We start from the raw sequence: 24,041 nt of genomic DNA, 5'->3' as shown, positions 1-24,041 counted from the left end.
AAAGTCGGGGTGGTGGCCGACAAGACAGGCCCTCCGCGCTGCCTATGCTGTGGAGGCTTTCATTACTCAGGAGATCAAGCTCATGACCAAATATGGCACCTTTTTGCGCGCAGCCCTCGTTACCGGGGTGGCCAGTGCCGCGCTGGTCGGCTGCGGAATGATGTCGAAGTCGAACGTCGCGAGCTTCAGCGGCGCGATGAACGCAGCCAGCGAAGTCCCGCCCAACATGACGCGCGGCAGCGGCATGGCCGAGGCCTGGCTCGACCGCGACACCAACGTGCTCAAGTACAAGATCACCTACACCGGCCTGAGCGGCCCGGCCACCATGGCGCACTTCCACGGTCCGGCCGCCGCGGGCGCCAATGCGGGCGTGGTGCTGCCTTTCGCCAACCCGGCGAGCCCGATCGAGGGCCAGGCCACGCTCACGCCGGCGCAGGCCGCGGACCTGTCGGCGGGCAAGTGGTACGCCAACATCCACACGGCCGCCAACCCGGGCGGCGAGATTCGCGGGCAGATGTTGCCGAAGATGTGACTTCGTTCCAGGGGCACAGCCCCTGGATAAGTCCCTCGTCAGGTTGGCGTCTCGGGGCTGGTGTCAAATGAACGCATGACGACGACACCACCGAAGAAGAAAACCCGAACCCGTGCCGCCTCCACCGCTTCCAGTGCATCCAGGAAGCCCCTCGACCCCTTCGCCTCACGCCGCGAGGACATGCGCACCGCCCGCAAGGCGCTGGTGCTGCAGGGCGGGGGCGCGCTCGGCGCCTACCAGGCCGGCGTGTACGCGGCGCTCAGCGAAACCGAGCTGCAGCCGCACTGGATCGCAGGCGTTTCCATCGGCGCCATCAATGCCGCGCTGATCGCCGGCAACGCACAGGAAAAGCGGGTCGACCGGCTGCGCGAGTTCTGGCATCTCGTGTCTTCCGGGCCTTCGCAGCGCCTGCCTCCATGGCTGGGCGACCGCGCCACCCAGAACCAGTTCAGCGCCACCATGGCCTCGCTGGTGGGCATTCCGGGCTTCTTCGAGCCGCGCTATTCGCCGGCCTTCCTGATGGGCGGGGCGGCGCCGCTGCTGAGCTACTACGACACCTCGCCGCTGAAGTCCACGCTCGAGCGCCTCGTCGACTTCGACCGCATCAACGCCTGCGAGGCGCGCTTCAGCGTGGGGGCGGTGAACGTGCGCACCGGCAACTCGGTGTACTTCGACAACACGCGCCAGCTGATCGGGCCCGAGCACATCATGGCCAGCGGTGCGCTGCCTCCGGGCTTCGCGCCCGTGAGCATCGACGGCGACGACTACTGGGACGGGGGCATCGTCTCGAACACGCCGCTGCAGTACGTGCTCGACACGCATCCGCGCAGCGAGCCGCTGGTGGTGCTGCAGGTCGACCTGTTCAATGCGCGCGGCGAGATGCCGCACAACATGGCCGGCGTGATGGAGCGGCAGAAGGACATCACCTACTCGAGCCGCACGCGCATGAACACCGATGCGCTGGCCGCCAACATGAACCTGCAGCAGGCCATTGCCGACCTGATCTCCAAGCTGCCGGCCCACTTGCGCAACGACCCCAGCGTGCACGAGGTGCAGTCGCAGCTCACGCACGAGCCCATCGACATCTTCCACCTGATCTACCGCGACAAGCCCTATGAACTGGAGTCGAAGGACTACGAGTTCTCGCGTGCCGCAGTCGAGGAGCACTGGGAGGCCGGTGCGCGCGACATGCGCGTGACGCTGGCCCACCCCGAGACGCTGCGCGCCGACGCCACCGTGAACGGCGTGACCACCTTCGACCTCGGCGAGCACGGTTCGGGGCGCGTCAAGCGGCCTGGGCTTTCTCGATGAATCGTCGGGGCGGTCTGCGATTCAGCCCCGGCTAAGAAACCAGCGCGAGACTGGGCCGTCACTTCAACGCTTCAGCTTCACCAGGAGGAAATGTTTGCATCATGAACATTGAAGACGTGCGACGAACGGCATTCGCGATGCCGCTGACCAGCCCCGCCTTTCCGCCAGGCCCTTATCGCTTCATCAGGCGCGAATTCCTGATGATCACGTACCGCACCGACATCGAGGCCCTGCGCGCCGTGGTGCCCGAGCCGCTCGAGGTTGTCGAGCCGCTGGTCAAGTACGAGTTCATCCGCATGCCCGATTCGACCGGCTTCGGCGACTACACCGAGTCGGGCCAGGTCATTCCGGTGCAGCTGCGCACCGACAAGGGCGTGGAGAAGGGCTCGTACGTGCATGCGATGTACCTCAACGACCATCCGCCCATCGCGGGCGGACGCGAGCTCTGGGGCTTTCCGAAGAAGCTCGCCTCGCCGGTGCTCGACTACGAGACCGACGTGGTGGTCGGCACCCTCGACTACGGCAAGGTGCGGGTGGCCAAGGCCACGATGGGCTTCAAGCATCGCACGCTCGACCCGGCGCCCATCCTCGCGGGCATCGCGCAGCCGAACTTCCTGCTCAAGATCATTCCGCACGTCGACGGCACGGCTCGCATCTGCGAGCTGGTGCGCTATCACATGGTCGACGTGACGCTGCACGGCGCGTGGGGCGGGCCCGGCTCGCTCGAACTGCATCCGCACGCGCTGGCGCCGGTGGCCGATCTGCCCGTGCGCAAGGTCGAATCGGCGGTGCACTACATCGCGGACATGACGCTCGCGCTAGGCACCGTCGAGCACGACTATCTCGCCTGATTCTTGCTGGCGGCTTCGGGTCGCCGGCTTTCCAACCCCAACCCTCAAGGAACATCACCATGCAACTCAAGGACAAGGTCGCCTACATCACCGGCTCGGCCAGCGGCATCGGCAAGGAGATCGCCATCCTGTTCGCCCAGGAAGGCGCGAAGATCATCATCGCCGACCTCAACAAGGAGGCCGCCGACGCCACCGCGGCCGAGCTCAAGGCCACGGGCGCGCAGGCCATCGGCGTGGGCGTGGACGTGACGAACGAAGACCAGGTCAACGCCTCGGTGGAAGAGGGCGCGGCTGCCTTCGGCGGCATCGACATCCTCATCAGCAACGCCGGCATCCAGATCGTGCACCCGGTGGAGGAGTTCAGCTTCGCCGACTGGAAGAAGATGCTCGCCATTCACCTCGACGGCGCCTTCCTCACCACCAAGGCCTGCCTGAAGCACATGTACGCGCAGGGCCGCGGCGGCAGCGTGATCTACATGGGCTCGGTGCACTCCAAGGAAGCCTCGCTGCTGAAGGCGCCCTACGTGACGGCCAAGCACGGCCTCATCGGACTGGCGAAGACGGTCGCGAAGGAAGGTGCCAAGCACGGCGTGCGCGCCAACGTGATCTGCCCGGGTTTCGTGCGCACGCCGCTCGTCGAGAAGCAGATTCCCGAGCAGGCGAAGACGCTGGGCATCACCGAGCAGGAGGTCATCAAGAACGTGATGCTGAAGGAGACGGTCGACGGCGAATTCACCACCACGGAAGACGTGGCGCGCGTGGCGCTGCTGTTCGCGGGCTTCCCGACGAATGCGCTCACCGGTCAGTCACTGGTGGTGAGCCACGGCTGGTTCATGCAATAACTGTTGCTCGCCCCCAGGCTGCGCGCACTTCGTGTCGCTTCGCCAACCCCCTACCGGGGGCAACACCTGCGGCCCGGCCAAGCCGGTTCCGCAGTGTTCCTGGCATTAGAGCTTCAATTCCCAAGTCTCGCCCACGAGCGGGGTGCCGTAGCCCTCGTGCGGCTCGGAACCCGTGAGCTGGAAGCCGCGGCTGGCGTAGATGCCGCGCGCGGCCGTCAGGCAGCTGTTGGTCCACAGCACCATCTTCCGGTAGCCCTTGAGGCGCGCGAAGGCGATGCATTCGTCCACCAGCTTGCCGCCCAGCCCCAGCCCGCGTGCAGCGGGCGTGAGGATCAGCAGGCGCAGTTGCGCCACCGTGGCCGACTTGCGCACCACGAAGATCGAGCCCACCCGCTCGCCGTTGAGCTCGGCGATCCAGCAGCGCTCCCACTCGGGCTGGAACTTGAGCAGGAACTCGCCCGCGATGCCAGCCACCAGTGCCTCGAAGGTGCTGTTCCAGCCGTATTCGCGTGCGTAGATCTCGCCGTGCTGCTGTACCACCCAGCCGATGTCGCCGGGGCCGGGCTCCCGCAGGATGGCGGCCTGCGGCCTTGCCGGCGGCGCCTGGGGATCGAGCAGCGACTGCACCGTGCCCATGGCGTGCACCAGCTGCTGGCGCTGTGCCGGCGCGAGCGAGGCGAGCAGGGCGGCCGCCTCTTCGCGCGACTTCTGTTGCAACGGCGCGAATGCGGCATGGCCCGCCTCGGTCAGGCGCAGCACGCTCTGGCGCGCGTCGCGCGGATGGGGCTCGCGGACCAGCCAGCCCTCGTTCTCGAAGCGGCGAAGGATGCGGCTCAGGTAGCCTGCGTCGAACCCGAGGTCGCGCCCGATCTCGCTGGCGACGGCCATCTCGCGGTGCGCCAGCTCGTACAGGACGCGCACGTCGGTCAGCGACATGGCGCTGCCCAGGTAGGGGTCGAGGGCGCCGATGCGGCGCGTGTAGAAGCGGTTGAACTGCCGGATCGCCTTGACGGCGGCGGTGTCGATGGGTGGCGAAGTTGTGGACATGGTTGCTATTGTCATTCAGTTGTTTGACTTTGGCAATCAAATTGACCGGACATGAGTCCTTCGGGAAAGTCCGGTCACACGTCACGCAGGGCGACAGGCATGGTGGAAAACCCTAAAATCGAGGGTTGCCCACAACGGCGCTCCCACGGCGCTGTCAACTCCCACCGATGAACGCTCCCGTCGACGTCTCCTTTTTCGCGCGTGCCGCCAAGCCGCTGACCAGCTACCGCAAGTACTGGGCGGCCCGTTTCGGCACGGCGAAATTCCTGCCGACTACGCGCAAGGAGATGGAAGCGCTCGGCTGGGACAGCTGCGACATCATCGTCGTCACGGGCGACGCCTATGTCGACCATCCCAGCTTCGGCATGTCGGTCATCGGCCGCATGCTGGAAGCGCAGGGCTTCCGCGTGGGCATCATCGCGCAGCCCGACTGGCAGAGCGCCGAGCCCTTCATGGCGCTGGGCAAGCCGAACCTGTTCTTCGGCGTCACCGCCGGCAACATGGATTCGATGATCAACCGCTACACGGCCGACCGGAAGATCCGCAGCGACGATGCCTACACCCCCGGCGACGTCGGCGGCTCGCGCCCCGACCGCGCAGCCATCGTGTATTCGCAGCGCTGCAAGGAAGCCTGGAACGACGTGCCGATCATCCTCGGCGGCATCGAAGGCAGCCTGCGCCGCATCGCCCACTACGACTACTGGTCGGACAAGGTGCGCCGCTCCATCGTGGTCGACTCCAAGTGCGACCTGCTGCTGTACGGCAATGCCGAGCGCGCCATCGTCGAGATCGCGCACCGCCTGGCCGCCAAGGAGCCGGTGCAGCAGATCACCGACGTGCGCGGCACCGCCTTCGTGCGCCGTGAGACGCCGGAAGGCTGGTTCGAGATCGATTCCACCAGTGTCGACGAGCCCGGCCGCGTCGAGGCGCACGTCAATCCATACCTGATGGTGTCCGACCAGGCCAAGGCCAACGGCGCCACCTGCGCGAAGGAAGAAGAGGCCGAAGCCGTTGCCAAGGCTGCCGAAGCCGCTGGATCGGCCGCGGGCTCGGTGGTCAACCCCGCCATCAAGCCGCTGAACTTCGTGCCCAACCCTGCGCTGCAGGGCAGGGGCAAGACCAAGGTGCCGCCGCGCGAGCGCTCGGTGATCCGCCTGCCGGCCTACGAGCAGGTGCGCAGCGACCCGGTGCTCTACGCGCACGCCAACCGCGTGCTGCACCTGGAAACCAACCCCGGCAACGCCCGCGCGCTGGTGCAGGCGCATGGCGAAGGCACCACGGCGCGCGACGTGTGGATCAACCCGCCGCCGATTCCGCTCACCACGGCCGAGATGGACCACGTGTTCGACCTGCCGTACGCGCGCAGCCCGCATCCGCGCTACGCCGACGAGAACGGCAGCCACGACGGCGCGACCAAGATCCCCGCGTGGGAAATGATCCGCTTCAGCGTGAACATCATGCGCGGCTGCTTCGGCGGCTGCACCTTCTGCTCGATCACCGAGCACGAGGGCCGCATCATCCAGAGCCGCTCGGAAGATTCGATCATCAAGGAGGTCGAGGCCATCCGCGATTCGGTGAAGGGCTTCACCGGCACCATCTCCGACCTCGGCGGCCCCACGGCCAACATGTACCGCATCGGCTGCAAGTCGCCCGAGATCGAGGCCGCCTGCCGCAAGCCCAGCTGCGTGTACCCGGGCATCTGCCAGAACCTCAACACCAACCACGACCCGCTCATCAAGATCTACCGCCGGGCGCGTGCGTTGAAGGGCATCAAGAAGATCCTGATCGGCTCCGGCCTGCGCTACGACCTGGCGGTGCAGTCGCCCGAGTACGTGAAGGAACTGGTGCAGCACCACGTCGGCGGCTATCTCAAGATCGCGCCCGAGCACACCGAGCAGGGCCCGCTCACGAAGATGATGAAGCCCGGCATCGGCAGCTACGACAAGTTCAAGCAGATGTTCGAGAAGTACTCGGCAGAGGCGGGCAAGAAGCAGTACCTCATTCCGTACTTCATCGCCGCGCATCCGGGCACCAGCGACGAGGACATGATGAACCTCGCGATCTGGCTCAAGAAGAACGGCTTCCGCGCCGACCAGGTGCAGACTTTCTATCCGAGCCCGATGGCCACGGCCACGGCCATGTACCACTCCAACCGCAACCCGCTGCGCAAGATCACGCGCGAGAGCGAGACGGTGGACATCGTGCGCGGCGACAAGCGCCGCCGCCTGCACAAGGCCTTCCTGCGCTACCACGATGCCAACAACTGGCCGCTGCTGCGCGAGGCGCTCAAGAGCATGGGCCGTGCCGACCTGATCGGCAACGGCAAGCACCATCTCATTCCGACGTGGCAGCCGCTGACCGACGGCGGCTACACCAGTGCACGGCGCAAGAACTCGACGAGCGCGCCGGCCGTCGCCAAGTCGGCCCCAGTCAAGCTGGCGCCGGTGAAGCCCTCGAAGGGCCGCATCCTCACGCAGCACACCGGCCTGCCGCCGCGCGACAACGGCTCAGGCACGGGTTCCGCCGCGCGCAAGCCTTCCGGCCCGGTGCGCGGCAACATCCGCAAGCCGCGCTGAGAGCCAGCCGGCTCAAAGGGCCGGCAGGAGCTTGCCGACCCAGGCGCCCATGGCTGCCATGTGCGCCACCACCGTGGCCCAGTAAGCCGCCATGAAGCTCGTCTTGCTCAGCTTGTGGCGGAACAGCCGTTGCGCGACCCAGGCGCCCGGCCAGCCCCCGATCAGCGAGAGCAGGTGCAGCGTGTTCTCCGGCGTGCGCCGCCGGTCCGTTCCGGCCGCGTTCTTGTCGAAGCCGTAGATGAAGAAGGTCAGCAGGCTCAGCAGCAGCAACGCGCCGAGCGTGATCAAGGGAAGGCGCGCGCTCCACACGCCGTAGCCCAGCAATGCGGCGTATGCCGTGAGCAGGAGCGCCATCGGCAGCGAGGATGAGGAAGATCGTGCAGGCCCGCGGGTCGAACGATCGGGCCGACCGCGAGGCCGTGCCGGCTCACGCGGCGGCTGCGATTGCCGTCCGGCACCAGCCGCCTGCACCGACATCGCGCGAGGCCCCTTGCCTCCCACGTGGATCTCCTCGAAGCTCAGCTTCATGCCGACCTGCGGCGTCATGCCCCGGTCGGTGAAGTCGCGCAGGTGCACGAACACGTCGGCGGAGATTTCGGGGCAGCGGATGAAGCCGAAGCCACGGTCCTTTTCCCATCGAACGAGCGTGCCCTGGCGTTTCATCGGCGGGATTCTCGCCGCTAGGCGTACTGCATCTCCCCGTTGCCGAAGGACCAGTTCTCCTTCGACACCTCGACGAGGTTGATGAACACGTCCTCGCGCCGGATGCCCAGCTGGCCGTGCAGGTCGTCGGCCACGCGCCTGTAGAAGGCCTTCTTCATCTCGGTCGTGCGCCCCTGGTTCAGCGTGATCTGGATCAGCACGAAGCCGGGCGAATACACGACGCCGAGGTAGCTCGCCGGGTGCACCAGCTCGTGCGGGGCGTGCCGCGTGATGACCTGGAACTTGTCGTGCTCCGGCACGTTGATGGTGTCCCTCATGGCCTGGTAGACGACGTCCCCGATGGCGGGGCCCAGGGCTTCGGGGCTGTCGCTGGAAAGCTCGATCCGCACGAGTGGCATGTGCCGTTCCTCGAAAAAGTGTGGGGGCCTAAGATACGCCACATGGCTCATCGTCGTTCTCCTCCCTCCGTGACCCGCAGCTGACGCGCGCTTTTCGCGCCGCGCTCAGACCCGCAAACGGTCGCCGTCGTCCGAGCCTCCCTGGCCGGCCGGCGGCTCGGATGGTCACGCCCGCTCCCTGTTGCCGATCCTGGATCGATCGGCCATGGCGGGCGCTATGGAGAACTTTCAACAATGAACGCAAGAACGTCTGCCGCCCTGGCCTGGGGCGGCGTGCTGCTGGCCGGCGCCCTGTGGGGTGGCGGTGCGCTGGTGGCGCAATTCCTGATCGACGGCGGCATCGCGCCGCAGAGCCTGTCGCTGGCGCGCTTCGCGCTCGGGCTGCCGCTGCTGTGGTGGCTGCACTGGCGGGCGCCCGCGATGCCCGATGCGGGCTGGGTGGATCTCACGCGCCGGGAGCGGCTGCAGATGCTGGCCACGGGCGCGGCGATGGCGCTCAACGTGAGCTGCTGGTTCGCCGGCATCGTGCACCTGGGCGCGGCGCTGCCTACCGTCATTTCGATCTGCTGCGCGCCGGTGATCGTCGCGCTGGTGTCGGTGCTGCGAGGCTACGAGCGCCTCGGCCCGAGGCTGGTCGCGGGCTTGCTGCTCGCGCTGTCGGGTGTGCTGCTGCTGGTGATGCCCGCCGGCGGCTGGGGCCCGCTGGCGCCGGGGCATACGGCCGGCGTGGCCTGGTCGCTGGGCTCGGCCTTCTGCTACGCGATGGTGGTGCTGGGCAACGCGCGCATGCCCGCGCGGGTGCCAGCGGTCACGGCCTCGGCCTGGGGCATGACGGTGGCGGCGCTGTGCATGCTCGCGGTCGCGTGGCCTTCGGGCATCACCTGGCCGGCCGGGGGAGCGCAGTGGCTGGGCGTGGGCTACACGGGCGTGGTGACGACCTCGGTGGCCTACCTGGCCTTCGCCTGGGGCGCGCGGCGCCTGTCGCCGACGGCGGCGGTGGTCGGCACGCTGATCGAGCCGCTGGTGGCCGCCTTGCTGGCCGCGGCGCTGTTCTCGCAGGCGATGACCCCGCGCCAGTGGGGCGGCGCCTTGCTGCTGGCCGGCGCGATGCTGCTGTTGGTGCGGCGCAGCAAGCCCGCGCAGTCCGACTGAAGGCGAGGGCGGGGCGGTCCGTTGTATGGTGTGGCCCATGAGCAGTTCGCCCCACCCGCCGGCTTCATGGACACGCACCCTGGCGGCGGCGCTGCTGCTGTTCGCGGCCTCCTCGATGCAGTCGTCGCTCGCGGCCGCGCCGGAGAACTCCTCCGCCCAGGCGCTGCGCGCCACCCACCAGCGCATGATCGACAAGCTCGGCCGCAGCAGTTTCGGCCGGCCCGTGCAGCTCGATTCCATGGAAACGGCGGACGGCCTTCAGGGCGACGTCTATGCCGTGGTGGAGCATCCGCTGGCCGAAATCAGCACCGCGCTCAAGGGCTCCGCCCATTGGTGCGACGTGCTGACCCTGCACGTCAACAACCGGCGCTGCAGCGTCGCCAGCGACCCGCAGGGGCGCGAGATGCTCACGCTCTACGTGGTGCGCCGCTACGACAAGCCGGTCGACCAGGCCTTCGAACTGCCCTTCGTCTACCGGGTCAGCAGCAACTCGCCCGAGCACCTGCTGGTGGAGCTCTCCGCCGAGAGCGGCCCGCTGGGCACCAGCAACTACCGCGTGACGCTCGAGGCGGTGGCGCTCGACGAGCGCAAGAGCTTCCTGCACTTCAGCTACAGCTACGACCACAACACCATGGTGCGCCTGGGCACCATGGCCTACCTGGCGACCTTCGGCAGTGAAAAGGTGGGCTTCACCGTGGTCGGCAAGACGCCCGAGGGCCAGCCCGACTACATCCGCGGGCTGCGCGGGCTGGTGGAGCGCAATGCGATGCGCTACTTCCTGACGCTCGACGCCTACCTCTCGGCCCCGGGGGCGGACCAGGCCGAGCGTCGCCAGCGGCGCTGGTTCGCGGGCGCAGAGCAGTACCCGCGCCAGCTGCACGAGATCGATCTCGACACCTACCTCGCGCTCAAGCGCGAAGACCGGCAGCGCGACGGCGCGAGCCGCTGAGCCGGATCAATCAGTCGGCCAGCGTGAGCAGCGGCACGTCGCGCTCGCGGGCCATGGCTTCGAGCTCGGCGCGCGTGCGCGTCGCGATCCATGCGGCGAGTGCTTCGCGCGTGGCCGGCGCCAGCATGTCGCGCGAGGCGATCTGCGCGGCCTCGCAGAGCCGGGTCGCGAAATGCGGCTCCAGCGCGGCTACCGCCACGCGACCGTCGGCGCAGGGATAGACGCGGTAGCCGGCATGCGCGCCGCCGACCGCGCCAGAGGGCTGCGTGAGGCCCCAGGTGCGCGGCAGGGCGAGCCAGTCGGCCGAGGCGTTCAGTGCCACTTCCAGGTACACGCCGCCCGCCTTGCGCGAGCGCAGCAGCATCGCCTTCAGCACCGCCTCGCTCGCGAGCAGGGCGCCGCCCATGTCGGCGTAGAGCGTGGGCGGCAGCTCGGTGCCGGTGACGAGGCCGCTTTCGGCGAGGTAGGTCAGGTCGTGGCCGGGCTCCTCGGCGCGCTCGCCGGGCGCGCCGACGATGGCCACCTGCGACAACGAAGGGTGGCGCGTCTGCAGCGCCGGCCAGTCGAGGCCGAGCTTGCGCAGCGCGGAGGGGCGGAACGAGGTGAGCAGCACGTCGGTGCGCGCGAGTTCGGCGTGCAGCTGCTGCTGGCCGGCTTCCGTCTTCAGGTCGGCCGTCTGGATGGAGATGCCCTCGTGCAGCGCCGCATACGCGGGCTTGTTGTAGAGCGCCATCGGGTCGCCGCCCGGCGGTTCCAGCTTGAGGCAGGCGGCGCCCATGCCCCGGCAGCGCAGCAGCGCGGCGGGGCCGGGCAGGTTCAGCGCGAGGCTGAGGACGCGAACGCCCTCCAGCGGTGCGAAGTCATGGTCGTCGGCGGGGCTGGCTGCTGAATTCGGCATCGGTCCTGGTCTCCGGAAGAATCGTTTCGCGCATTCTCGCCCGAGGGCCGGAGCCACTTCCCGCAAGCCGCCGGGGCGCCGCGCGCGTAGCATGCGGTCGGTGGCGGCGACTGTTTTCCTCTCTGTTTCCTGCCGCCTTTTCATCTTCTCATCGACCAAGGAGACGAACCATGTTTGAAGCTTCCCTCATGAGCGGCCGGCGCATCCTGGTGACTGGCGGGGGCACCGGCCTCGGCCGCGCGATGGCCGAGCGCTTCCTGAGCCTCGGCGCCGACGTGGCCATCTGCGGCCGGCGCCAGTCGGTCTGCGAGGAGACGGCGGCCGAATGGCGCCAGCAGTTCCCGGGCCGGCGCATCGACGCCTTCGGCGTGGACATCCGCATCGCGCAGCAGGTCGACGAGATGGTCGAGAGCCTGTTCCAGAGCGGCGGCCTCACGGGGCTGGTCAACAACGCGGCGGGCAACTTCGTCTCGCCCACCGAGAGCCTCTCGCCGCGCGCGTTCGACGCCATCGCCAACATCGTGTTCCACGGCAGCTTCTACGTGACGCACGCCGTGGGCAAGCGCTGGGTGGCGCAGGCCCGATCGGGCGAATGGAAGCCGGGCGACGCCTTCCGCAGCGTGATGAGCATCATCGTCACCTGGGTCGACAACGGCAGCCCCTACGTCGTGCCCTCGGCCATGAGCAAGGCCGGCATCGAGGTCATGACCAAGTCGCTCGCGGTCGAGTGGGCGCGCTACGGCATCCGCCTGAACGCGGTCGGTCCCGGCGAGATCCCGACCGAAGGCATGAGCAAGCGCCTGAACCCCGGCGAGGAGCCCGGCGCGCGCAGCAAGCAGAACAACCCGATGGCGCGCACCGGCCGCATGAGCGAGCTGCAGAACCTGGCTTCCTTCCTGATGGCGCCGGGCCAGTGCGACTGGCTCACCGGCCAGAGCATCATGATGGACGGCGGCAACGCGCTGGCCACCGGCGGCAACTTCTACGAGCTGCGCCAGTGGAGCGACTCCGACTGGCTGGCCGCGCGCGAGCGCATCGAGGCGCAGAACCAGAAGGACAAGGCGCAGCGCTGACGGCTGCGGCTGTCCCCGTCTATTTCTTCGGCGGCCTGGCCGCGTGCACGGTGACCAGCTTGTTCACCGGGCTCGACAGCACCAGCGACGTGGTCACCGAGCCGTCGACCGCCAGCGCGTCCACCACGCGCTCCAGGTCGGCCGGCTCGGCGATCGCGCAGCGCACGAAGAAGCAGTCTTCGCCGGTCACGCGGTCGGCGCTCAGCACCTCGGGCATCGACTCGAACAGCTTCAGGTACCTGGCGATGCCCGCATGTGTGGTATCGATGCGGATGATGGCCTGCAGCCCCACGCCCAGCGCGCGCAGGTTGACGCGCGCGCCGTAGCCCTCGATCACGCCCGCTTCCTCGAGCTTGCGCACGCGCTCGCTCATGGCCGGCTGCGACAGGCCGATGCGCTTGCCGATGGCGGCCAGGCTCTGGCGCGCGTCGGCCTGCAGTGCTTCGAGGATCAGGCGGTCTTTCTTGTCAATGTTCATGGGAGGGACGCGGCGACGTGCGCAGCCGTCGATGGTTGATCGGTTTGCGAGCGCGATTTTCGATGGATTGCCATTCATGGCGCGCGGTGCCGTCCGTATCGTCGGGGGCCGTCTTCAAGGAGAACCCATGCAACTCGTCGGCATGCTCGACTCGCCCTACGTGCGGCGCACCGCCATTTCGCTGCGCCTGCTCGGCCTTTCCTTCGAGCATCGCTCGATCTCGCTCTTCAGCACCTTCGAGCAGTTCAGCGCCATCAATCCGGTGGTGAAGGCGCCCACGCTGGTCTGCGACGACGGCACGGTGCTGATGGATTCGACGCTGATCATCGACTACGCGCAAGCCCTGAGCGGGCGCAGCCTGATGCCCTCCGGCCCGCCGCAGCGGCTGCGCGAGCTGCGCCTCACGGGGCTTGCCCTGGCGGCCTGCGAGAAGACGGTGCAGATCGTCTACGAGCGCAAGCTGCGTCCGGCGGAAAAGCAGCACCAGCCGTGGATGGACCGCGTGCGCGGCCAGCTTGCCGCCGCATGCCTGGCGCTCGAGCATGAGCTGAGTGAGGCGCCGCCATCCGCGAGCGAGGAGACGATGACGCAGGCCGGCATTTCGACGGCCGTGGCCTGGGCCTTCACGCAGCTGGTGACGCCCGATGCCGTCTCGCCGAAAGACTTTCCGGCGCTGGCCGCGTACTCGGCGCAGGCCGAGAGCCTGCCGGTGTTCCTCGGCGCGCCGATGGCCTGAGCAGGCCGGTCAGTCGACGATCTTCGCGCCGCGCTCCGCCAGCAGGCTGCGCAGCACAGAGCGGTGGCAGCGCGACTCCTCCTCGCAGTAGCAGCCCACCGACAGCGACGCGCCGTGCGACAGCGCGGCCAGCAGGTCGAGGCTGCGGCTCGCGTCGGGCTCGGCCATCTCGGCCTTGAACTTGCGCACGAAGGCGTTCCACTGCGCGGGCGACTCCGCCTTCTGGGCTTCCTGCGCCTGCTTCATCGTCTCGACGGAGGGCGCGAGGTTCGGGTACCACACGTCATACCAGTCCTGCGAGGCGAACTCGGTCTTCGGAACGCCGCGCGGCGGACGGCGCACGGTGCCGACGCGCAGGCCTTCGTCGGGTGCGCGTGGAGTGCCGAGGCGGACGATGCGGATGCTCATGATGTCTTCCCTTTTTCTCTGCCTGTTGTCTCAGGTGCCGACGATACCGCCGTCGCGCCGGCGTATCGCCAGCGTCGCCGAGCGCGGCCGCGCGCTGCCCGGCTCGGCGCCGTCGGGCCAGGCACTGTTGTGCTTCGTGTCGCCGTCGTCGCGCGCCTCGCCCGGATGCTGGATGTTGACGAACAGCGTGCGCCGGTCGGGCGTGACCACGCAGCCGGTGATCTCGCAGCCGTTGGGGCCGGTGAGAAAGCGCTTGATGCGGCCCGAGGCCGGGTCGGCGCACAGCATCTGGTTGTTGCCCAGCGAGGTGTAGGGCGGCTTGCCGATGACCTGGCCGCTCAGGTCGGTCTGGATCCAGAGCAGGCCGCCACGGTCGAAGTGCAGGCCGTCGGGGGCGCCGAACATGTCGGCACCGGCCGTGGGGTAGCGCGCGCCGCTGCCGGGCTGTGCCGGGTCGCCCGCGAGCGCGAAGTGGTCCCACGAGAAGCCGGTGGAAGCAGCATCGCCCGCATCTTCGCGCCAGCGCAGGATGCCCCCGAAGAGGTTGGCGGCGCGCGGGTTGGCAGCGTCGGGGCCGGGCTTGCCGGCGTCGCCGCGCTGGCTGTTGTTGGTGAGGGTGACGTAGACCTCGCCGCTTTGCGGGTGGATGGCGATCCACTCGGGGCGATCCATCTTCGTGGCGCCGACGACGTCGCCCGCCAGCCGCGCGTGGATCAGCACCTCGGCCTGGTCCGCGAAGCCGTGCGCCGCGTCGAGGCCGTCGCGGCCGTGGGTGAGCTCGAGCCACTTACCGCGTCCGCCTGCGTCGTAGCGTGCGGCGTAGAGAGTGCCGTCGTCGAGCAGGTGCCGGTTGGCGGCACGCGCGGCGGCGTCGGTGCCGGGGCGCACCTTGTCGCGGCTGACAAACTTGTAGATGTATTCGAAGCGCGAGTCGTCGCCCATGTAGACCACGAGGCGGCCGTCCTTCGCGATGGTGCAGGTGGCGCTTTCTTGGCGCTTGCGGCCCAGCGCGGTGCGCTTGACGGGCGTGGCCGTGGCGTCGAAGGGATCGATCTCGACCACCCAGCCGAAGCGGTGCGGCTCGTTCGGGTGTCGGCCGAGGTCGAAGCGCTCGTCGAAGCGCCAGTACTCGACCCACTGCGATCCGGCCACCGTGCCGTAGCGGCGCTGGGCCGGCGTGGCGTTGCGGGCCGCTTCCTTCGGGCCGCCGAAGTAGCCGTGGAAGTTCTCCTCGCAGGTGAGGTAGGTGCCCCACGGCGTGACGCCCATCGCGCAGTTGGCGAAGGTGCCGAAGACCGCGTCGCCGGCCGGATTGGCGGCGGTGCGCATCAGCGGCGTGCCGGCGGCAGGTCCGGCGATGCGCATCGGCGTGTTGCCGTGCACGCGGCGCGCGAAGGGCGAGGGCAGCACCTGCTGCCAGCCCTGGCCGTTGCGCCGGACCTCGATCACCGAGACGCCCATGGCGTGCAGCGACTTGCGCACCTTCGCGGCGGTCCACTCCTTCACGCCGTCGGTGTGCAGCAGCTGTTCGTCGGTGTATTCATGGTTCATCACGAGCAGGCCGCGTTCGCCGCTCGCGTCGAGCGCGAAGAAGTGCATGCCGTCGTGATGCATGCCGGCCTGCACGGCCTGGTCGTCGGCGCTGTTGCCGGCATCGGGTGCGAAGAGCGGCATCCGGCCGGCGACGCCGGTGGGGGAGCCCCAGGGGTAGAGCAGCTGCCACTCGTATTCGGGCGGCACCACGATGCCGTCGCGCAGGGAGGCCGGCACGCCGGTGAAGCCCAGCGTCTCGCCGGGGCGCGTGGACGGCTGTGCCGGCGTCGAGGCGCAGCCCTGTCCGAACAGCGCCACCACGGCGGCGGCGGAACCCGATTGAAGAAGAAAGTGGCGGCGGTCCAGGGGCATGGCTTTGGTGTTGTGTAGGCGACAGCCGCCATCATCGCCTGAGGCCGTGCCCGGCGATACTGGCGCGGCAACCGCCCAGGAGACATCGAATGACCGACCGCATCGAATGGACCCGCCACGCCGACGGCGTCGTGGAACTGCAGCTCGCCCGCGCCGACAAGATGAACGCGCTCGACCCGGCGATGTTCGATGCGCTGATCGAGGCCGGCGAGGCGCTGCGCGGCGACAAGGCGGTGCGCGCGGTGGTGATCTCGGGCCGCGGCAAGGCCTTCTGCGCGGGGCTCGACATGGCTTCGTTCGAGCGCATGCAGGAGCAGGGCGCTGGTTCCGACGTGCTGGGTGGGGGCGCCGCGGGAGCGGATCTTGTCGTGCGCACGCACGGCATCTCCAACGCCGCGCAGCAGGTCGCGATGGTCTGGCGCGAGGTGCCGGTGCCCGTCATCGCCGCGGTGCACGGCGTGGCGTTCGGCGGCGGCCTGCAGGTGGCGCTGGGCGCGGACATCCGCCTCGTCGCGCCCGACACGAAGCTGTCGGTGATGGAGATCAAGTGGGGCCTGGTGCCCGACATGGCCGGCATGGTGCTGATGCGCGAACTCGCGCGCAGCGACGTGGTGCGCGAGCTCACCTTCACGGGGCGAATCTTCTCCGGCGAGGAGGCGCTGAGCATCGGCTTCGCCACCCGCGTCGCGGCCGACCCGCTGGCCGAGGCACTGCAGATGGCGCACGAGATCGCGCTCAAGAGCCCCGACGCGATACGTGCCGGCAAGCGGCTGCTGAACGCATCGCTATCGCTGGGAGCGGCCGAGTTGCTGATGGCCGAGTCGGTCGAGCAGAAGGCGCTGATCGGCAGCCCCAACCAGGCCGAGGCCGTGAAGGCCAACATCGAACGGCGCGCGCCGCGCTTCAGCGCGCCGGCCTGATCTCTCCGGTTTCCATCAGGCGGCCGGCCTCAGGGGCAGGCCGTTTCGCGCTGCCTGGTGAACGGGCGGCCGGGTAATTCCCCTGTCTGCCGGCGCCGTTCTTCGCGCACCCTCGCATCCCCGTCTTTCCGCAGGCGTGTTTACGCCTGTGCCTGTCGTTCGGCTGGCCCTTCAATCCGGGCCCGAACAGCCGAAAACATCAGAAATTCCCTTTGGTGTATCTTTATGTAAGAATAAAGTGGTTGTTTTGACGCGAGAATCGATGAGGATGGAGGCAATTTGTGTGCAGAAGGTCACGTCTCTTCCTCTGACAGCTCCTACGGAGGATGGCTCCAGACAGCGCACTCATTAACAATTGATAGCTTTGCTTAGCGACGGCGATCCTGCATGTCGACGACCACGTTTTTCTGTAACCTCAGCGTGCCCATCCTGGTGGGCGAGGATCGCTACAAGTACATCCCCATAGTGGGAGTCTTCCGCAGCATTCCATTCGATCAAGTCGATGAATGGGTGATGCACCCCGACGGCCGGCCGCGCAGCGACCGTGAGCTGGCGGCCGAAGTCCTTGTCGAGATCCGCAAGCCACTCGGTTCGAGTGGACGCACCGCGCCGCACGCCTTCGACGTGGCGGACATCCTGCAGCTCGACCGGGCCGCGGCGATCGTCGTGTCCACCTTCCTGGCGGCGCTTCCGCGCGTCTGATGGCGCCGCGTCGACCGCCGCTGCGCTAACCGCTGCCGCCTCAGCCCTTCAATCGCACCTGAAGAGCACGCCGCTGCCCGGCGTGGTCGGTGCGTCGGCCTGCTGCAGGAACCTGATCGGGTTTCCGTCCTTGCGGCAGTAGGCTTGCGCTTCCTGCTGGCTCGATGCCCTGAATATCCCGTCGTTGAGGCGCAGCACGCCGGTCTGTGGCGTCGCGCAGCCTGCGATGACGAACGGGAGAAGGGCGGGCAGCAGTCGGCGCATGAGAAAAGAATCGGGTCCGTTGGAGGACCCGAGACTTTAAGCGCTTCCCACCGCCCAGTAGAAAGTCGGCCTCGTTCCGTTGAGCAGGTATTCGCCGACCACGCGTCCCTTGTAGATGGTGGGGTTGTGCGAGGCGAGCGTGCGTGCATTGCGCCAGTGCCGGTCGAGCCGGCGGTCTTCCTGCAGCGCCGAGGCGCCGCCGATGTCGAAGAGCCGCGTGCCGGCCTGCAGCACCGCGTCGACGATCCCGGCCTGCGCCTTGGCGGTGTTCAGCTCCACCTCGAACAGCAGGCTCTCGGGCACGGCCTCGCCGCGCTGGCGGAAGCGGTCGACCTCGCCCAGGCCGCGCGCCACGGCCTGCACGGTCGAGGTCGCGATGAAGGCCGTGCTCGCGAGCTGGCCGACGACCTGCTGCACCAGCGGGTCTTCGCGCGGCGTGTCGCCGCTGCCATGGCTGTAGATGCGCTTGCGCGGCTGCACGAAGGCCACCGCGTCGCGCACGATGGCGCGCGCGATGCCCGCGAGCGTTGCGAGGTGCGTGAGCTGGAAATGCGCCGTCAGCGGCGTGGGCTGGTCGCGCACGTACAGCAGCACGTTCTCTGGCTTCACGCGCACGTTGCGAAAGCGCGTGGTGCCCGATGCGCTCAGCCGTTGGCCGAAGCCGCGCCAGTCGTCCACGCGCTCCACGCCCTGCGCCTCGGCGGGCACGAGCGCGATCACGCGGTCGCTGCTGCCGTCGTCGTTCAGGCGCTGGGCCGAGACCGAGATCCAGTCGGCGTAGAGCGTGCCAGTGCTGTAGAACTTGTCGCCGTCGAGCCGCCACGCATCGCCGTCGCGCTTCAGCGTGGTCTGCAGCGTCTTGAGCGAACCGTCGCCGAGCTCGGTGGTGGCGTTGCCGAAGATCACGCCCTCGGCTGCGAGACGCATCCACGGGCCGTGCAGGGCGGGGTCGATTTCCGCCAGCAGCCGTTCGATGAAGCCGAAGTGCGCGCGCAGGATCTGTGGGAGGTTGGAGTCGGCCTCGCCGAGTTCGATGAGCAGGTCGTAGAGCTGCTCCACCGAGCCGCCCAGGCCGCCGTGTTCGAGCGGCACGCGCAGCGCGCCGAAGCGCTCGGCGTTGAGCCAGGCCACGGGCTCGTAGGCGAGCTCGCGATCGTTCTCGCGTTGCGCCGCATGCTCGGCAATGCGCTGGAAGACGGGGCGGAAACGTGCGGCGAGCTGCTGCGAGGAGGGCGCCTGTGCGCCCGGGGCTTGTACGGCGGGGCGCGTCGTTGCTTGGATGGATTCCATGGAGGCGGGGCCGCCCGGAGGCATGCCCTGGAGAAGAGAGAGACAGCGCCCGACTGTCCCCCTCGGCGCGGCGGTTGTGAAATACGCTTTTCGAGTTTCCTTATGCCGCCGGCTTCCGGTGGCTGGCGCTATCGCCTGCCGCGCGCGTCCACCGGCCAGATGGCGACCAGCGTGCCGCCCTCGACCACGTGATAGGCGTCGTGCAGGTTGACCGTCGGATCGCAGTGCGGGGTGACGAACTCCACCCGCGCGCCCAGCGCCGGCTTCGGCGCCTGCGAGGCCGGCGACGGCATCAGCTTGCCGTGCTCGTCGCCGAAGAAGGCATAGCGGCTCGCCGCGTCGGCGCCCTTCGCAACCACCGGCACGCCGCTGTCGGTAGAGAAGCACTTGGTGCCGCCGTCCACCGTCACCCAGTCGGCCGCGTTCGTGCTGACCACCGCCGTCTGCACGAACAGCGATGTCTCGAAGGGCGAGGGCTGGTCGCCGTTGGCGAGCACGCGCGAGTACTCGGCGTCCATGAACACATACGAGCCCGCCTGCAGCTCGGTGAAGGCGTTCTCCTGCGAATCGAGGTCGTGCGTGCCGGTGCCCGCGCCCGTCACGATGTCGAAGTTCAGTCCCTGGCGCCGCGCCGCCGCCACGATGCCCGCCACGGTCTCGCGCAGAGCGGCTGCCGCGGCGCTGCGCTCCTCGCGCGCCACGATGTGCTGCAGGTTGCCCGCGTACGACTGCAGCCCGCGCAGCCGCAGGCGCGGCTCGGCGGCCACCAGCGCGGCCAGTTCGAGCACCTTGGCCTGCGTGGCGCAGCCGGTGCGGTTGTAGCCCGCGCCATAGTCCACCAGCACATCGAGCGGATGCGTGAGCTCGCCCGCGGCGCGCGCCAGGTCTGCGAGGTTCTGCGGGTTGTCGACCACCACCATCACGTCGCCCGGGCGGGCCCGCTGCGCGAGGCGGATGAGCCGAGAGATCTTGCTCGGCGTGACGGCGGGCGAGGTGATGAGCACGCCCGGAATGCCGCCCTGGACCATCACCTCGGCCTCGCCCATCGTGACGCAGCTCACGCCGATGGCGCCCGCCGCCACCTGGCGCCGCGCGATCTCGACCGACTTGTGCGTCTTCACGTGCGGACGCAGGCTCACGCCGCGCGCCTTGGCGAAGGCGGCCATGCGTTCGATGTTGCGCGTCATCGCAGGCAGGTCGATCAGCAGCGCGGGGGTGTCGAGCAGATGGCGGCCACCGGGAACGCCGATCAGCGGCGCGTTGACTTGCTGGTCCTGGAACATCGAAGAGAGCCTTTGCTGGGAGGTGGTGGGGTGCTTGTCTTGAAGAGTCGCCTGCGCCGCAGGCCATGCACGGATGCTTGTGCTGTGAAATGATCGCATCGAAATGTTCGACCGATCCATCGTAGTTTCCCAAATGGCCGGCCCCCGATGAAAGCGCTCGACATCGAGGCCGTGCAGGCTTTCGTACACGTTGCCGACCTCAAGAGCTTCACGCGCGCGGCCGAAGCCATGGATAGTTCGCAGTCGGCCGTCAGCCTCAAGGTGAAGCGCCTCGAAGAAGTGCTGGCCCGCCGGCTGCTCGAGCGCACGCCGCGGCTGGTGCGCCTGTCCGCCGAGGGAATGGCCTTCCTGCCGTCCGCGCGCCAGCTGCTGGCGGCGCACAACGGCGCACTCGAATCCTTCGGCGCTCAGCAGCGCCGGCTGGTGGTCGGCATCAGCCATCACGTCGTGGGCGCCGAGCTGCCGTTGCTGCTGCGGCAGGTGAAGGACGCCGAACCGCGCGTGGTGATGGAAGTGCGCGTCTCCACCTCGCGAGAGCTGCTCGACGCCTTCGATCGCGGCGCGATCGATGCAGTCGTCATCCTGCGGCACGACAGCCGCCGGCTCGATGGCGAGGTGCTGCTCCAGGAGCAGTTCGGCTGGATGGCCGCGCCCGACTTCGTGCACCGCTCGGGCGAGCCGCTGCGCCTGGCCACGCAGGCCGAACCCTGCAGCGTGCGCAGCATGGCCGTGGCCGCGCTGACCGAAGGTCGCGTACCGTGGACCGAAGTGTTCGTGGGCGGCGGCGTTCTGACCGTGGGCGCGGCCGTGTCGGCGGGGCTCGCGGTGGCCGCGCTGGGGCGTCGCGTGGCGCCGGTCGGTACTGTCGACGTGGGGCCCGTATTGGGCCTGCCCCCGCTGCCGTCGCGGGACGTGGTGATGCACGCCAGCGTGACCGATGCGCAGGCCCGCAGTGCGCTGCGCACGCTGGCCGCGGCGATCAGGTCGACGGCGGCATAGCAGCAGGCATCTACAGCAGCGAGACAAGGCGGTGCGCCACCGCGGCCGCAAGCGCTGCCGCACCGCAAAGCAGGGTGCCGGTGGCACACACGCCGGCCAGGTGCGCGAGCCACATCTCCGAAGGGCGGGGCGGCTTCATGCGAGCGCCCCGATACCGGGCCTCGCCAGATGCAGTACCTCGTAGAGCGTGCCTCCATTCGTCGTCTCGGGCTCGTGCGAGGACAGCGTGAAGCGAACCAGCCGCCATGCATCGAGGTCGAGCGCCGTCCAGACGGCGACCGTGCCGGCCTCGGCGGCACGCTGCCGGTTTGACTCGATTTGCGCCGCATGAAGCGCCGCGCGGTCGGCTCCCGCCTCCAGCGAGCGTTCCTCGCGCAGCAGCCACGAAGCCTTCTGCGCACGGTCGGTGCCTGCGCGCGCATCCAGCGGCAGCCATGTCTCCACGCGCGGCCGGCCGAACGAATCGATCACGGCCTGGAAGCGCTCTCCCATGAGAAAGCTCGCCGCCGCCGCGGCGTCGAGCCACAGGTACACCGATGCGTAGACGTGCCCGGCGGCCCCGTGCCGCCCGCGCTCCTGCGACACGAAGGCCTTGAACGCCAGCCCCTGCGTGTCGTCCCAGAGCGGGCCGCGCCGGGCGGCGCGCTGGCGGATGATCTGCATGTCGTAGTCGGCCGGAAGCCTGTGCGAGTACTGCATCGCGAACATCGGATTGCTCCTTGTGAATCCTGGTGGATGAATGAATGGGTCACCAGGAGCTTGCGCGCGCAGCCACCCAGGGAGAAGAGGGCGGGCGATATAGCTGTGATGCGTCGGCGCAATGGCTCGACTAGGGCGGGTGCTTACGCAGGGTGCGAAGGCTCGCGCCGTCCCGGCCGGCGCAGCGCCAGCCACCAGAGCAGCGCGGCGTTGACCGACCAGCTCGCCGCCAGCATCAGCAGCGCCATGCTGGCCACGCCGGGCGACAGGCCGAGCGTCAGCAGGCTCAGCGACCACGGCAGCCCACCCGCGATGGCGACGAGCAGGCTCACGTCGTTGTCGGGCGCGACCGCGCAAGTCAGGATGCAGACGACGCCCGCGACCGTGTAGGCCAGGGCGGCGGCGCGCCATCCCGAGCGCGAGGGCGGACGTGAGTTTGCAATCGGCATGTCCTGAGCATCGCCGATCCCGTGCCGGGACGTGAAGGCCTGTCGCGCGAAGGGGCGTAGTGTTTTTGCGACGCGGGTTTCAGCGGCTTGCCAACTTTTCCACGACGGGGGCGATCGGCGCGTTCGGCAGCACGGCTTCGATGCCGAGGGCCAGTGCCAGCAGTGCCGGATCGGAGCCTTCCGCGCCGGTGATTTCCAGTCCCGCCGGCAGGCCGTCGAAGGCGAGGCCCATCGGCAGGCTCACCGCGGGCAGGCCCGCCATGCCGGCCGGGCCCGAGTTGCGGATGTAGGCAGAGAACGCGGTGGTGCGGTGGCCGCACAGCGACACTTCCACGTCCTCGCCGATGCGTGCGGCGGTCAAAGGACTGGTCGGGAAGACGAGGGCGGCGAGCTCGTGCCGGGCGAAGCACTCGCGGTACGCCGCCTGCATCCGCGGGCGCAGGGTGAGCAGCGCGTGGGCGTAGGCCTCTGGCGCGATGGCTGTGGAACCGAAGAGGCGCTCGAAGAGCGGCCGCACGTCGGGGCTGACCACCGCGTCGGTGAGCGCGCGCGCATCGAAAGGCCGGCCGTGCCGCGCGAAGTAGGCGGCCAGCGCGGGCAGGATCTCGTGCAGAGAGATCGTCATCGACGCTTCCCTGAACAGCGCGCCGGCTTCGGCCAGATCGCAGTGCACCAGCACGGCTCCGGCCTTGCGCAGCAACTCGAGGCGTTCGCGGGCCAGTTGCGCGACGGGCGGATCGAGCTCTTGCCAGAAGTAGGCCTCCGGCACGCCGAGGCGCACGCCAGCGAGCGGCGTCGGGTTCACTCGCAGCGGGCCGCCTGCCACCGCGTGGTCGACCAGCACGCAATCGTCGACGCAGCGCGCCATGACGCCGGCGGTGTCGAAGGTGGGCGAGATCGGCACCAGTCCGTCGTCGGGCCAGCGGTGCGTCGTCGGCCGGAAGCCAACCAGTCCGCACAGCGCGGCCGGCACGCGCACCGAGCCGCCCGTGTCGGTGCCGATGGCCGCCGGCGCGGCGCGCAACCCCAGCAGCGCCGCGTTGCCGCCGCTGGAACCACCCGTGACGCGCTCGGCGTCGAAGGGATTGCGCGACGGCCCGAAGCCGTGGTTGTGGCCGGTAACGCCCTGCGACCACTCGTGCAGGTTCGTCTTGCCGAGCACCAGCGCGCCCGCGTCGAGCAGCCGCTGCGTCACGCCCGCGTGGATGCGCGGGCGGTGGTCCGCCATCCACGGGCTGCCGGCCGTGGTCGGCATGCCGGCGACGTCGATGTTGTCCTTGAAGGCCAGCGGCACGCCATATAGAGGATGTGTTCCAGGCGTGGGGAGCGGTGAGGCATCGAGTTCGACGGCCGCGGTACGGAGGGCTTCGGGGTCCAGGTGGAGCAGGGCACCGTAGGAGGCGATGGCATCGGCGCGCTCCAGCAACGCCTGTGCGTAGTCGGTGGCTCGAAGTTCGCCGCGCGCCATCAGCCCGGCGGCCTCGCGGGCGGAAAGATCTGTCAACGCATTCATTCGGTTCATGGGGGCTCGAAGTGGGGCAGAAGCTGCACTCCGGTGCATGTTTTGGGCCAATTCGAGCCAGCCGAGCCGAAAAACAGCCTGAAATTGCATGGCA

General features: G+C 68.9%; 26 protein-coding genes. 12 read left to right on the top strand and 14 right to left on the bottom strand.

What is annotated here, in order from left to right; translation table 11 throughout:
• The first annotated feature begins 82 nt into the window (after window positions 1-82).
• The 4 genes from BMY35_RS17395 to BMY35_RS17380 all read left to right on the top strand — a co-directional run bounded on the left by BMY35_RS17395 (window position 83) and on the right by BMY35_RS17380 (window position 3,536).
• Entirely contained in the window at window positions 83-532 is a 450-nt protein-coding gene (locus BMY35_RS17395) for a CHRD domain-containing protein (protein ID WP_093201492.1), read from the top strand.
• Window positions 533-712: 180 nt separating this feature from the next.
• A complete protein-coding gene (locus BMY35_RS17390) occupies window positions 713-1,843 on the top strand; it encodes a patatin-like phospholipase family protein (protein ID WP_093304847.1) in 1,131 nt (376 codons plus the stop codon).
• A 101-nt stretch (window positions 1,844-1,944) separates the two neighbouring features.
• Window positions 1,945-2,694, top strand: coding sequence for an acetoacetate decarboxylase (locus tag BMY35_RS17385; protein ID WP_093201487.1), 750 nt, complete (start codon window positions 1,945-1,947; stop codon window positions 2,692-2,694).
• Between the two features lie 59 nt (window positions 2,695-2,753).
• The gene (locus BMY35_RS17380) at window positions 2,754-3,536 is read left to right on the top strand and encodes a 3-hydroxybutyrate dehydrogenase (RefSeq protein WP_019653083.1); all 783 of its coding nucleotides are present in this window, start codon (window positions 2,754-2,756) and stop codon (window positions 3,534-3,536) included.
• Between the two features lie 105 nt (window positions 3,537-3,641).
• Here BMY35_RS17380 and BMY35_RS17375 read toward each other — a convergent pair whose 3' ends face one another.
• Entirely contained in the window at window positions 3,642-4,583 is a 942-nt protein-coding gene (locus BMY35_RS17375) for a bifunctional helix-turn-helix transcriptional regulator/GNAT family N-acetyltransferase (RefSeq protein WP_240652036.1), read from the bottom strand.
• Between the two features lie 167 nt (window positions 4,584-4,750).
• On the opposite strand from BMY35_RS17375, the gene BMY35_RS17370 reads away from it, so the two are divergent.
• Window positions 4,751-7,159: a YgiQ family radical SAM protein gene (locus BMY35_RS17370; RefSeq protein WP_093201482.1), complete on the top strand. Its 2,409-nt coding sequence runs from the start codon at window positions 4,751-4,753 to the stop codon at window positions 7,157-7,159.
• A 12-nt stretch (window positions 7,160-7,171) separates the two neighbouring features.
• Here the strand turns inward: BMY35_RS17370 and BMY35_RS17365 are convergent, their stop codons facing one another.
• The gene (locus BMY35_RS17365) at window positions 7,172-7,822 is read right to left on the bottom strand and encodes a cold shock and DUF1294 domain-containing protein (protein WP_093201481.1); all 651 of its coding nucleotides are present in this window, start codon (window positions 7,820-7,822) and stop codon (window positions 7,172-7,174) included.
• Between the two features lie 17 nt (window positions 7,823-7,839).
• On the bottom strand, window positions 7,840-8,220 hold the full coding sequence (locus BMY35_RS17360) for a tautomerase family protein (protein WP_093201479.1): 381 nt from the start codon (window positions 8,218-8,220) through the stop codon (window positions 7,840-7,842).
• Window positions 8,221-8,454: 234 nt separating this feature from the next.
• Here BMY35_RS17360 and BMY35_RS17355 point away from each other — a divergent pair, with 234 nt between their 5' ends.
• Complete coding sequence (locus BMY35_RS17355; protein WP_093201478.1) at window positions 8,455-9,372, top strand: DMT family transporter; 918 nt, start codon at window positions 8,455-8,457, stop codon at window positions 9,370-9,372.
• A 37-nt stretch (window positions 9,373-9,409) separates the two neighbouring features.
• On the top strand, window positions 9,410-10,321 hold the full coding sequence (locus BMY35_RS17350) for a hypothetical protein (RefSeq protein ID WP_093202197.1): 912 nt from the start codon (window positions 9,410-9,412) through the stop codon (window positions 10,319-10,321).
• A gap of 10 nt (window positions 10,322-10,331) precedes the next feature.
• On the opposite strand, the gene BMY35_RS17345 is transcribed toward BMY35_RS17350, so the two are convergent.
• Entirely contained in the window at window positions 10,332-11,219 is an 888-nt protein-coding gene (locus BMY35_RS17345) for a CoA transferase (RefSeq protein WP_093201474.1), read from the bottom strand.
• A 170-nt stretch (window positions 11,220-11,389) separates the two neighbouring features.
• On the opposite strand from BMY35_RS17345, the gene BMY35_RS17340 reads away from it, so the two are divergent.
• Complete coding sequence (locus BMY35_RS17340; RefSeq protein ID WP_093201472.1) at window positions 11,390-12,292, top strand: SDR family oxidoreductase; 903 nt, start codon at window positions 11,390-11,392, stop codon at window positions 12,290-12,292.
• Between the two features lie 19 nt (window positions 12,293-12,311).
• Here BMY35_RS17340 and BMY35_RS17335 read toward each other — a convergent pair whose 3' ends face one another.
• Window positions 12,312-12,770, bottom strand: coding sequence for an Lrp/AsnC family transcriptional regulator (locus BMY35_RS17335; RefSeq protein ID WP_093201469.1), 459 nt, complete (start codon window positions 12,768-12,770; stop codon window positions 12,312-12,314).
• Between the two features lie 127 nt (window positions 12,771-12,897).
• Between BMY35_RS17335 and BMY35_RS17330 the strand changes: the two genes are divergently transcribed.
• On the top strand, window positions 12,898-13,506 hold the full coding sequence (locus BMY35_RS17330; protein WP_093201467.1) for a glutathione S-transferase: 609 nt from the start codon (window positions 12,898-12,900) through the stop codon (window positions 13,504-13,506).
• A 9-nt stretch (window positions 13,507-13,515) separates the two neighbouring features.
• On the opposite strand, the gene BMY35_RS17325 is transcribed toward BMY35_RS17330, so the two are convergent.
• Window positions 13,516-13,914 carry a DUF488 domain-containing protein gene (locus BMY35_RS17325; protein ID WP_093201464.1) on the bottom strand — a complete coding sequence of 133 codons (399 nt, stop codon included), beginning with the start codon at window positions 13,912-13,914 and terminating at the stop codon, window positions 13,516-13,518.
• Between the two features lie 30 nt (window positions 13,915-13,944).
• A complete protein-coding gene (locus BMY35_RS17320) occupies window positions 13,945-15,819 on the bottom strand; it encodes a PhoX family protein (RefSeq protein ID WP_093201462.1) in 1,875 nt (624 codons plus the stop codon).
• 89 nt (window positions 15,820-15,908) lie between these two features.
• Between BMY35_RS17320 and BMY35_RS17315 the strand changes: the two genes are divergently transcribed.
• Both BMY35_RS17315 and BMY35_RS17310 read left to right on the top strand, forming a co-directional pair.
• On the top strand, window positions 15,909-16,739 hold the full coding sequence (locus BMY35_RS17315; RefSeq protein ID WP_093201459.1) for a crotonase/enoyl-CoA hydratase family protein: 831 nt from the start codon (window positions 15,909-15,911) through the stop codon (window positions 16,737-16,739).
• Window positions 16,740-17,126: 387 nt separating this feature from the next.
• Window positions 17,127-17,441: a hypothetical protein gene (locus BMY35_RS17310; RefSeq protein WP_093201457.1), complete on the top strand. Its 315-nt coding sequence runs from the start codon at window positions 17,127-17,129 to the stop codon at window positions 17,439-17,441.
• Window positions 17,442-17,489: 48 nt separating this feature from the next.
• Here BMY35_RS17310 and BMY35_RS17305 read toward each other — a convergent pair whose 3' ends face one another.
• From BMY35_RS17305 to BMY35_RS17295, 3 genes are all read right to left on the bottom strand, one after another.
• Complete coding sequence (locus tag BMY35_RS17305; protein WP_093201454.1) at window positions 17,490-17,705, bottom strand: hypothetical protein; 216 nt, start codon at window positions 17,703-17,705, stop codon at window positions 17,490-17,492.
• Window positions 17,706-17,741: 36 nt separating this feature from the next.
• Window positions 17,742-18,995: an acyl-CoA dehydrogenase family protein gene (locus tag BMY35_RS17300; RefSeq protein ID WP_093201452.1), complete on the bottom strand. Its 1,254-nt coding sequence runs from the start codon at window positions 18,993-18,995 to the stop codon at window positions 17,742-17,744.
• Window positions 18,996-19,123: 128 nt separating this feature from the next.
• Complete coding sequence (locus tag BMY35_RS17295) at window positions 19,124-20,278, bottom strand: DSD1 family PLP-dependent enzyme (RefSeq protein ID WP_093201450.1); 1,155 nt, start codon at window positions 20,276-20,278, stop codon at window positions 19,124-19,126.
• Window positions 20,279-20,425: 147 nt separating this feature from the next.
• Between BMY35_RS17295 and BMY35_RS17290 the strand changes: the two genes are divergently transcribed.
• The gene (locus BMY35_RS17290; RefSeq protein WP_093201447.1) at window positions 20,426-21,277 is read left to right on the top strand and encodes a LysR family transcriptional regulator; all 852 of its coding nucleotides are present in this window, start codon (window positions 20,426-20,428) and stop codon (window positions 21,275-21,277) included.
• A gap of 10 nt (window positions 21,278-21,287) precedes the next feature.
• Here the strand turns inward: BMY35_RS17290 and BMY35_RS38795 are convergent, their stop codons facing one another.
• The 4 genes from BMY35_RS38795 to BMY35_RS17275 all read right to left on the bottom strand — a co-directional run bounded on the left by BMY35_RS38795 (window position 21,288) and on the right by BMY35_RS17275 (window position 23,947).
• Entirely contained in the window at window positions 21,288-21,416 is a 129-nt protein-coding gene (locus BMY35_RS38795; protein ID WP_256228697.1) for a hypothetical protein, read from the bottom strand.
• Complete coding sequence (locus BMY35_RS17285) at window positions 21,413-21,985, bottom strand: DUF4865 family protein (RefSeq protein ID WP_093201445.1); 573 nt, start codon at window positions 21,983-21,985, stop codon at window positions 21,413-21,415. Before BMY35_RS17285 ends, BMY35_RS38795 begins: the two co-directional genes overlap by 4 nt.
• A 134-nt stretch (window positions 21,986-22,119) precedes the next feature.
• The gene (locus BMY35_RS17280; RefSeq protein WP_093201442.1) at window positions 22,120-22,425 is read right to left on the bottom strand and encodes a hypothetical protein; all 306 of its coding nucleotides are present in this window, start codon (window positions 22,423-22,425) and stop codon (window positions 22,120-22,122) included.
• 79 nt (window positions 22,426-22,504) lie between these two features.
• Window positions 22,505-23,947: an amidase family protein gene (locus BMY35_RS17275; RefSeq protein WP_177213656.1), complete on the bottom strand. Its 1,443-nt coding sequence runs from the start codon at window positions 23,945-23,947 to the stop codon at window positions 22,505-22,507.
• Between the last annotated feature and the right edge of the window lie 94 nt (window positions 23,948-24,041).

Origin of the sequence: Variovorax sp. YR750, assembly GCF_900109805.1 — a bacterium.
Taxonomy (GTDB): Bacteria; Pseudomonadota; Gammaproteobacteria; order Burkholderiales; family Burkholderiaceae_C; genus Variovorax; species Variovorax gossypii.
The sequence above is the reverse complement of the archived record's forward strand: the minus strand, read 5'-3'. Positions and strand labels throughout refer to the sequence as shown.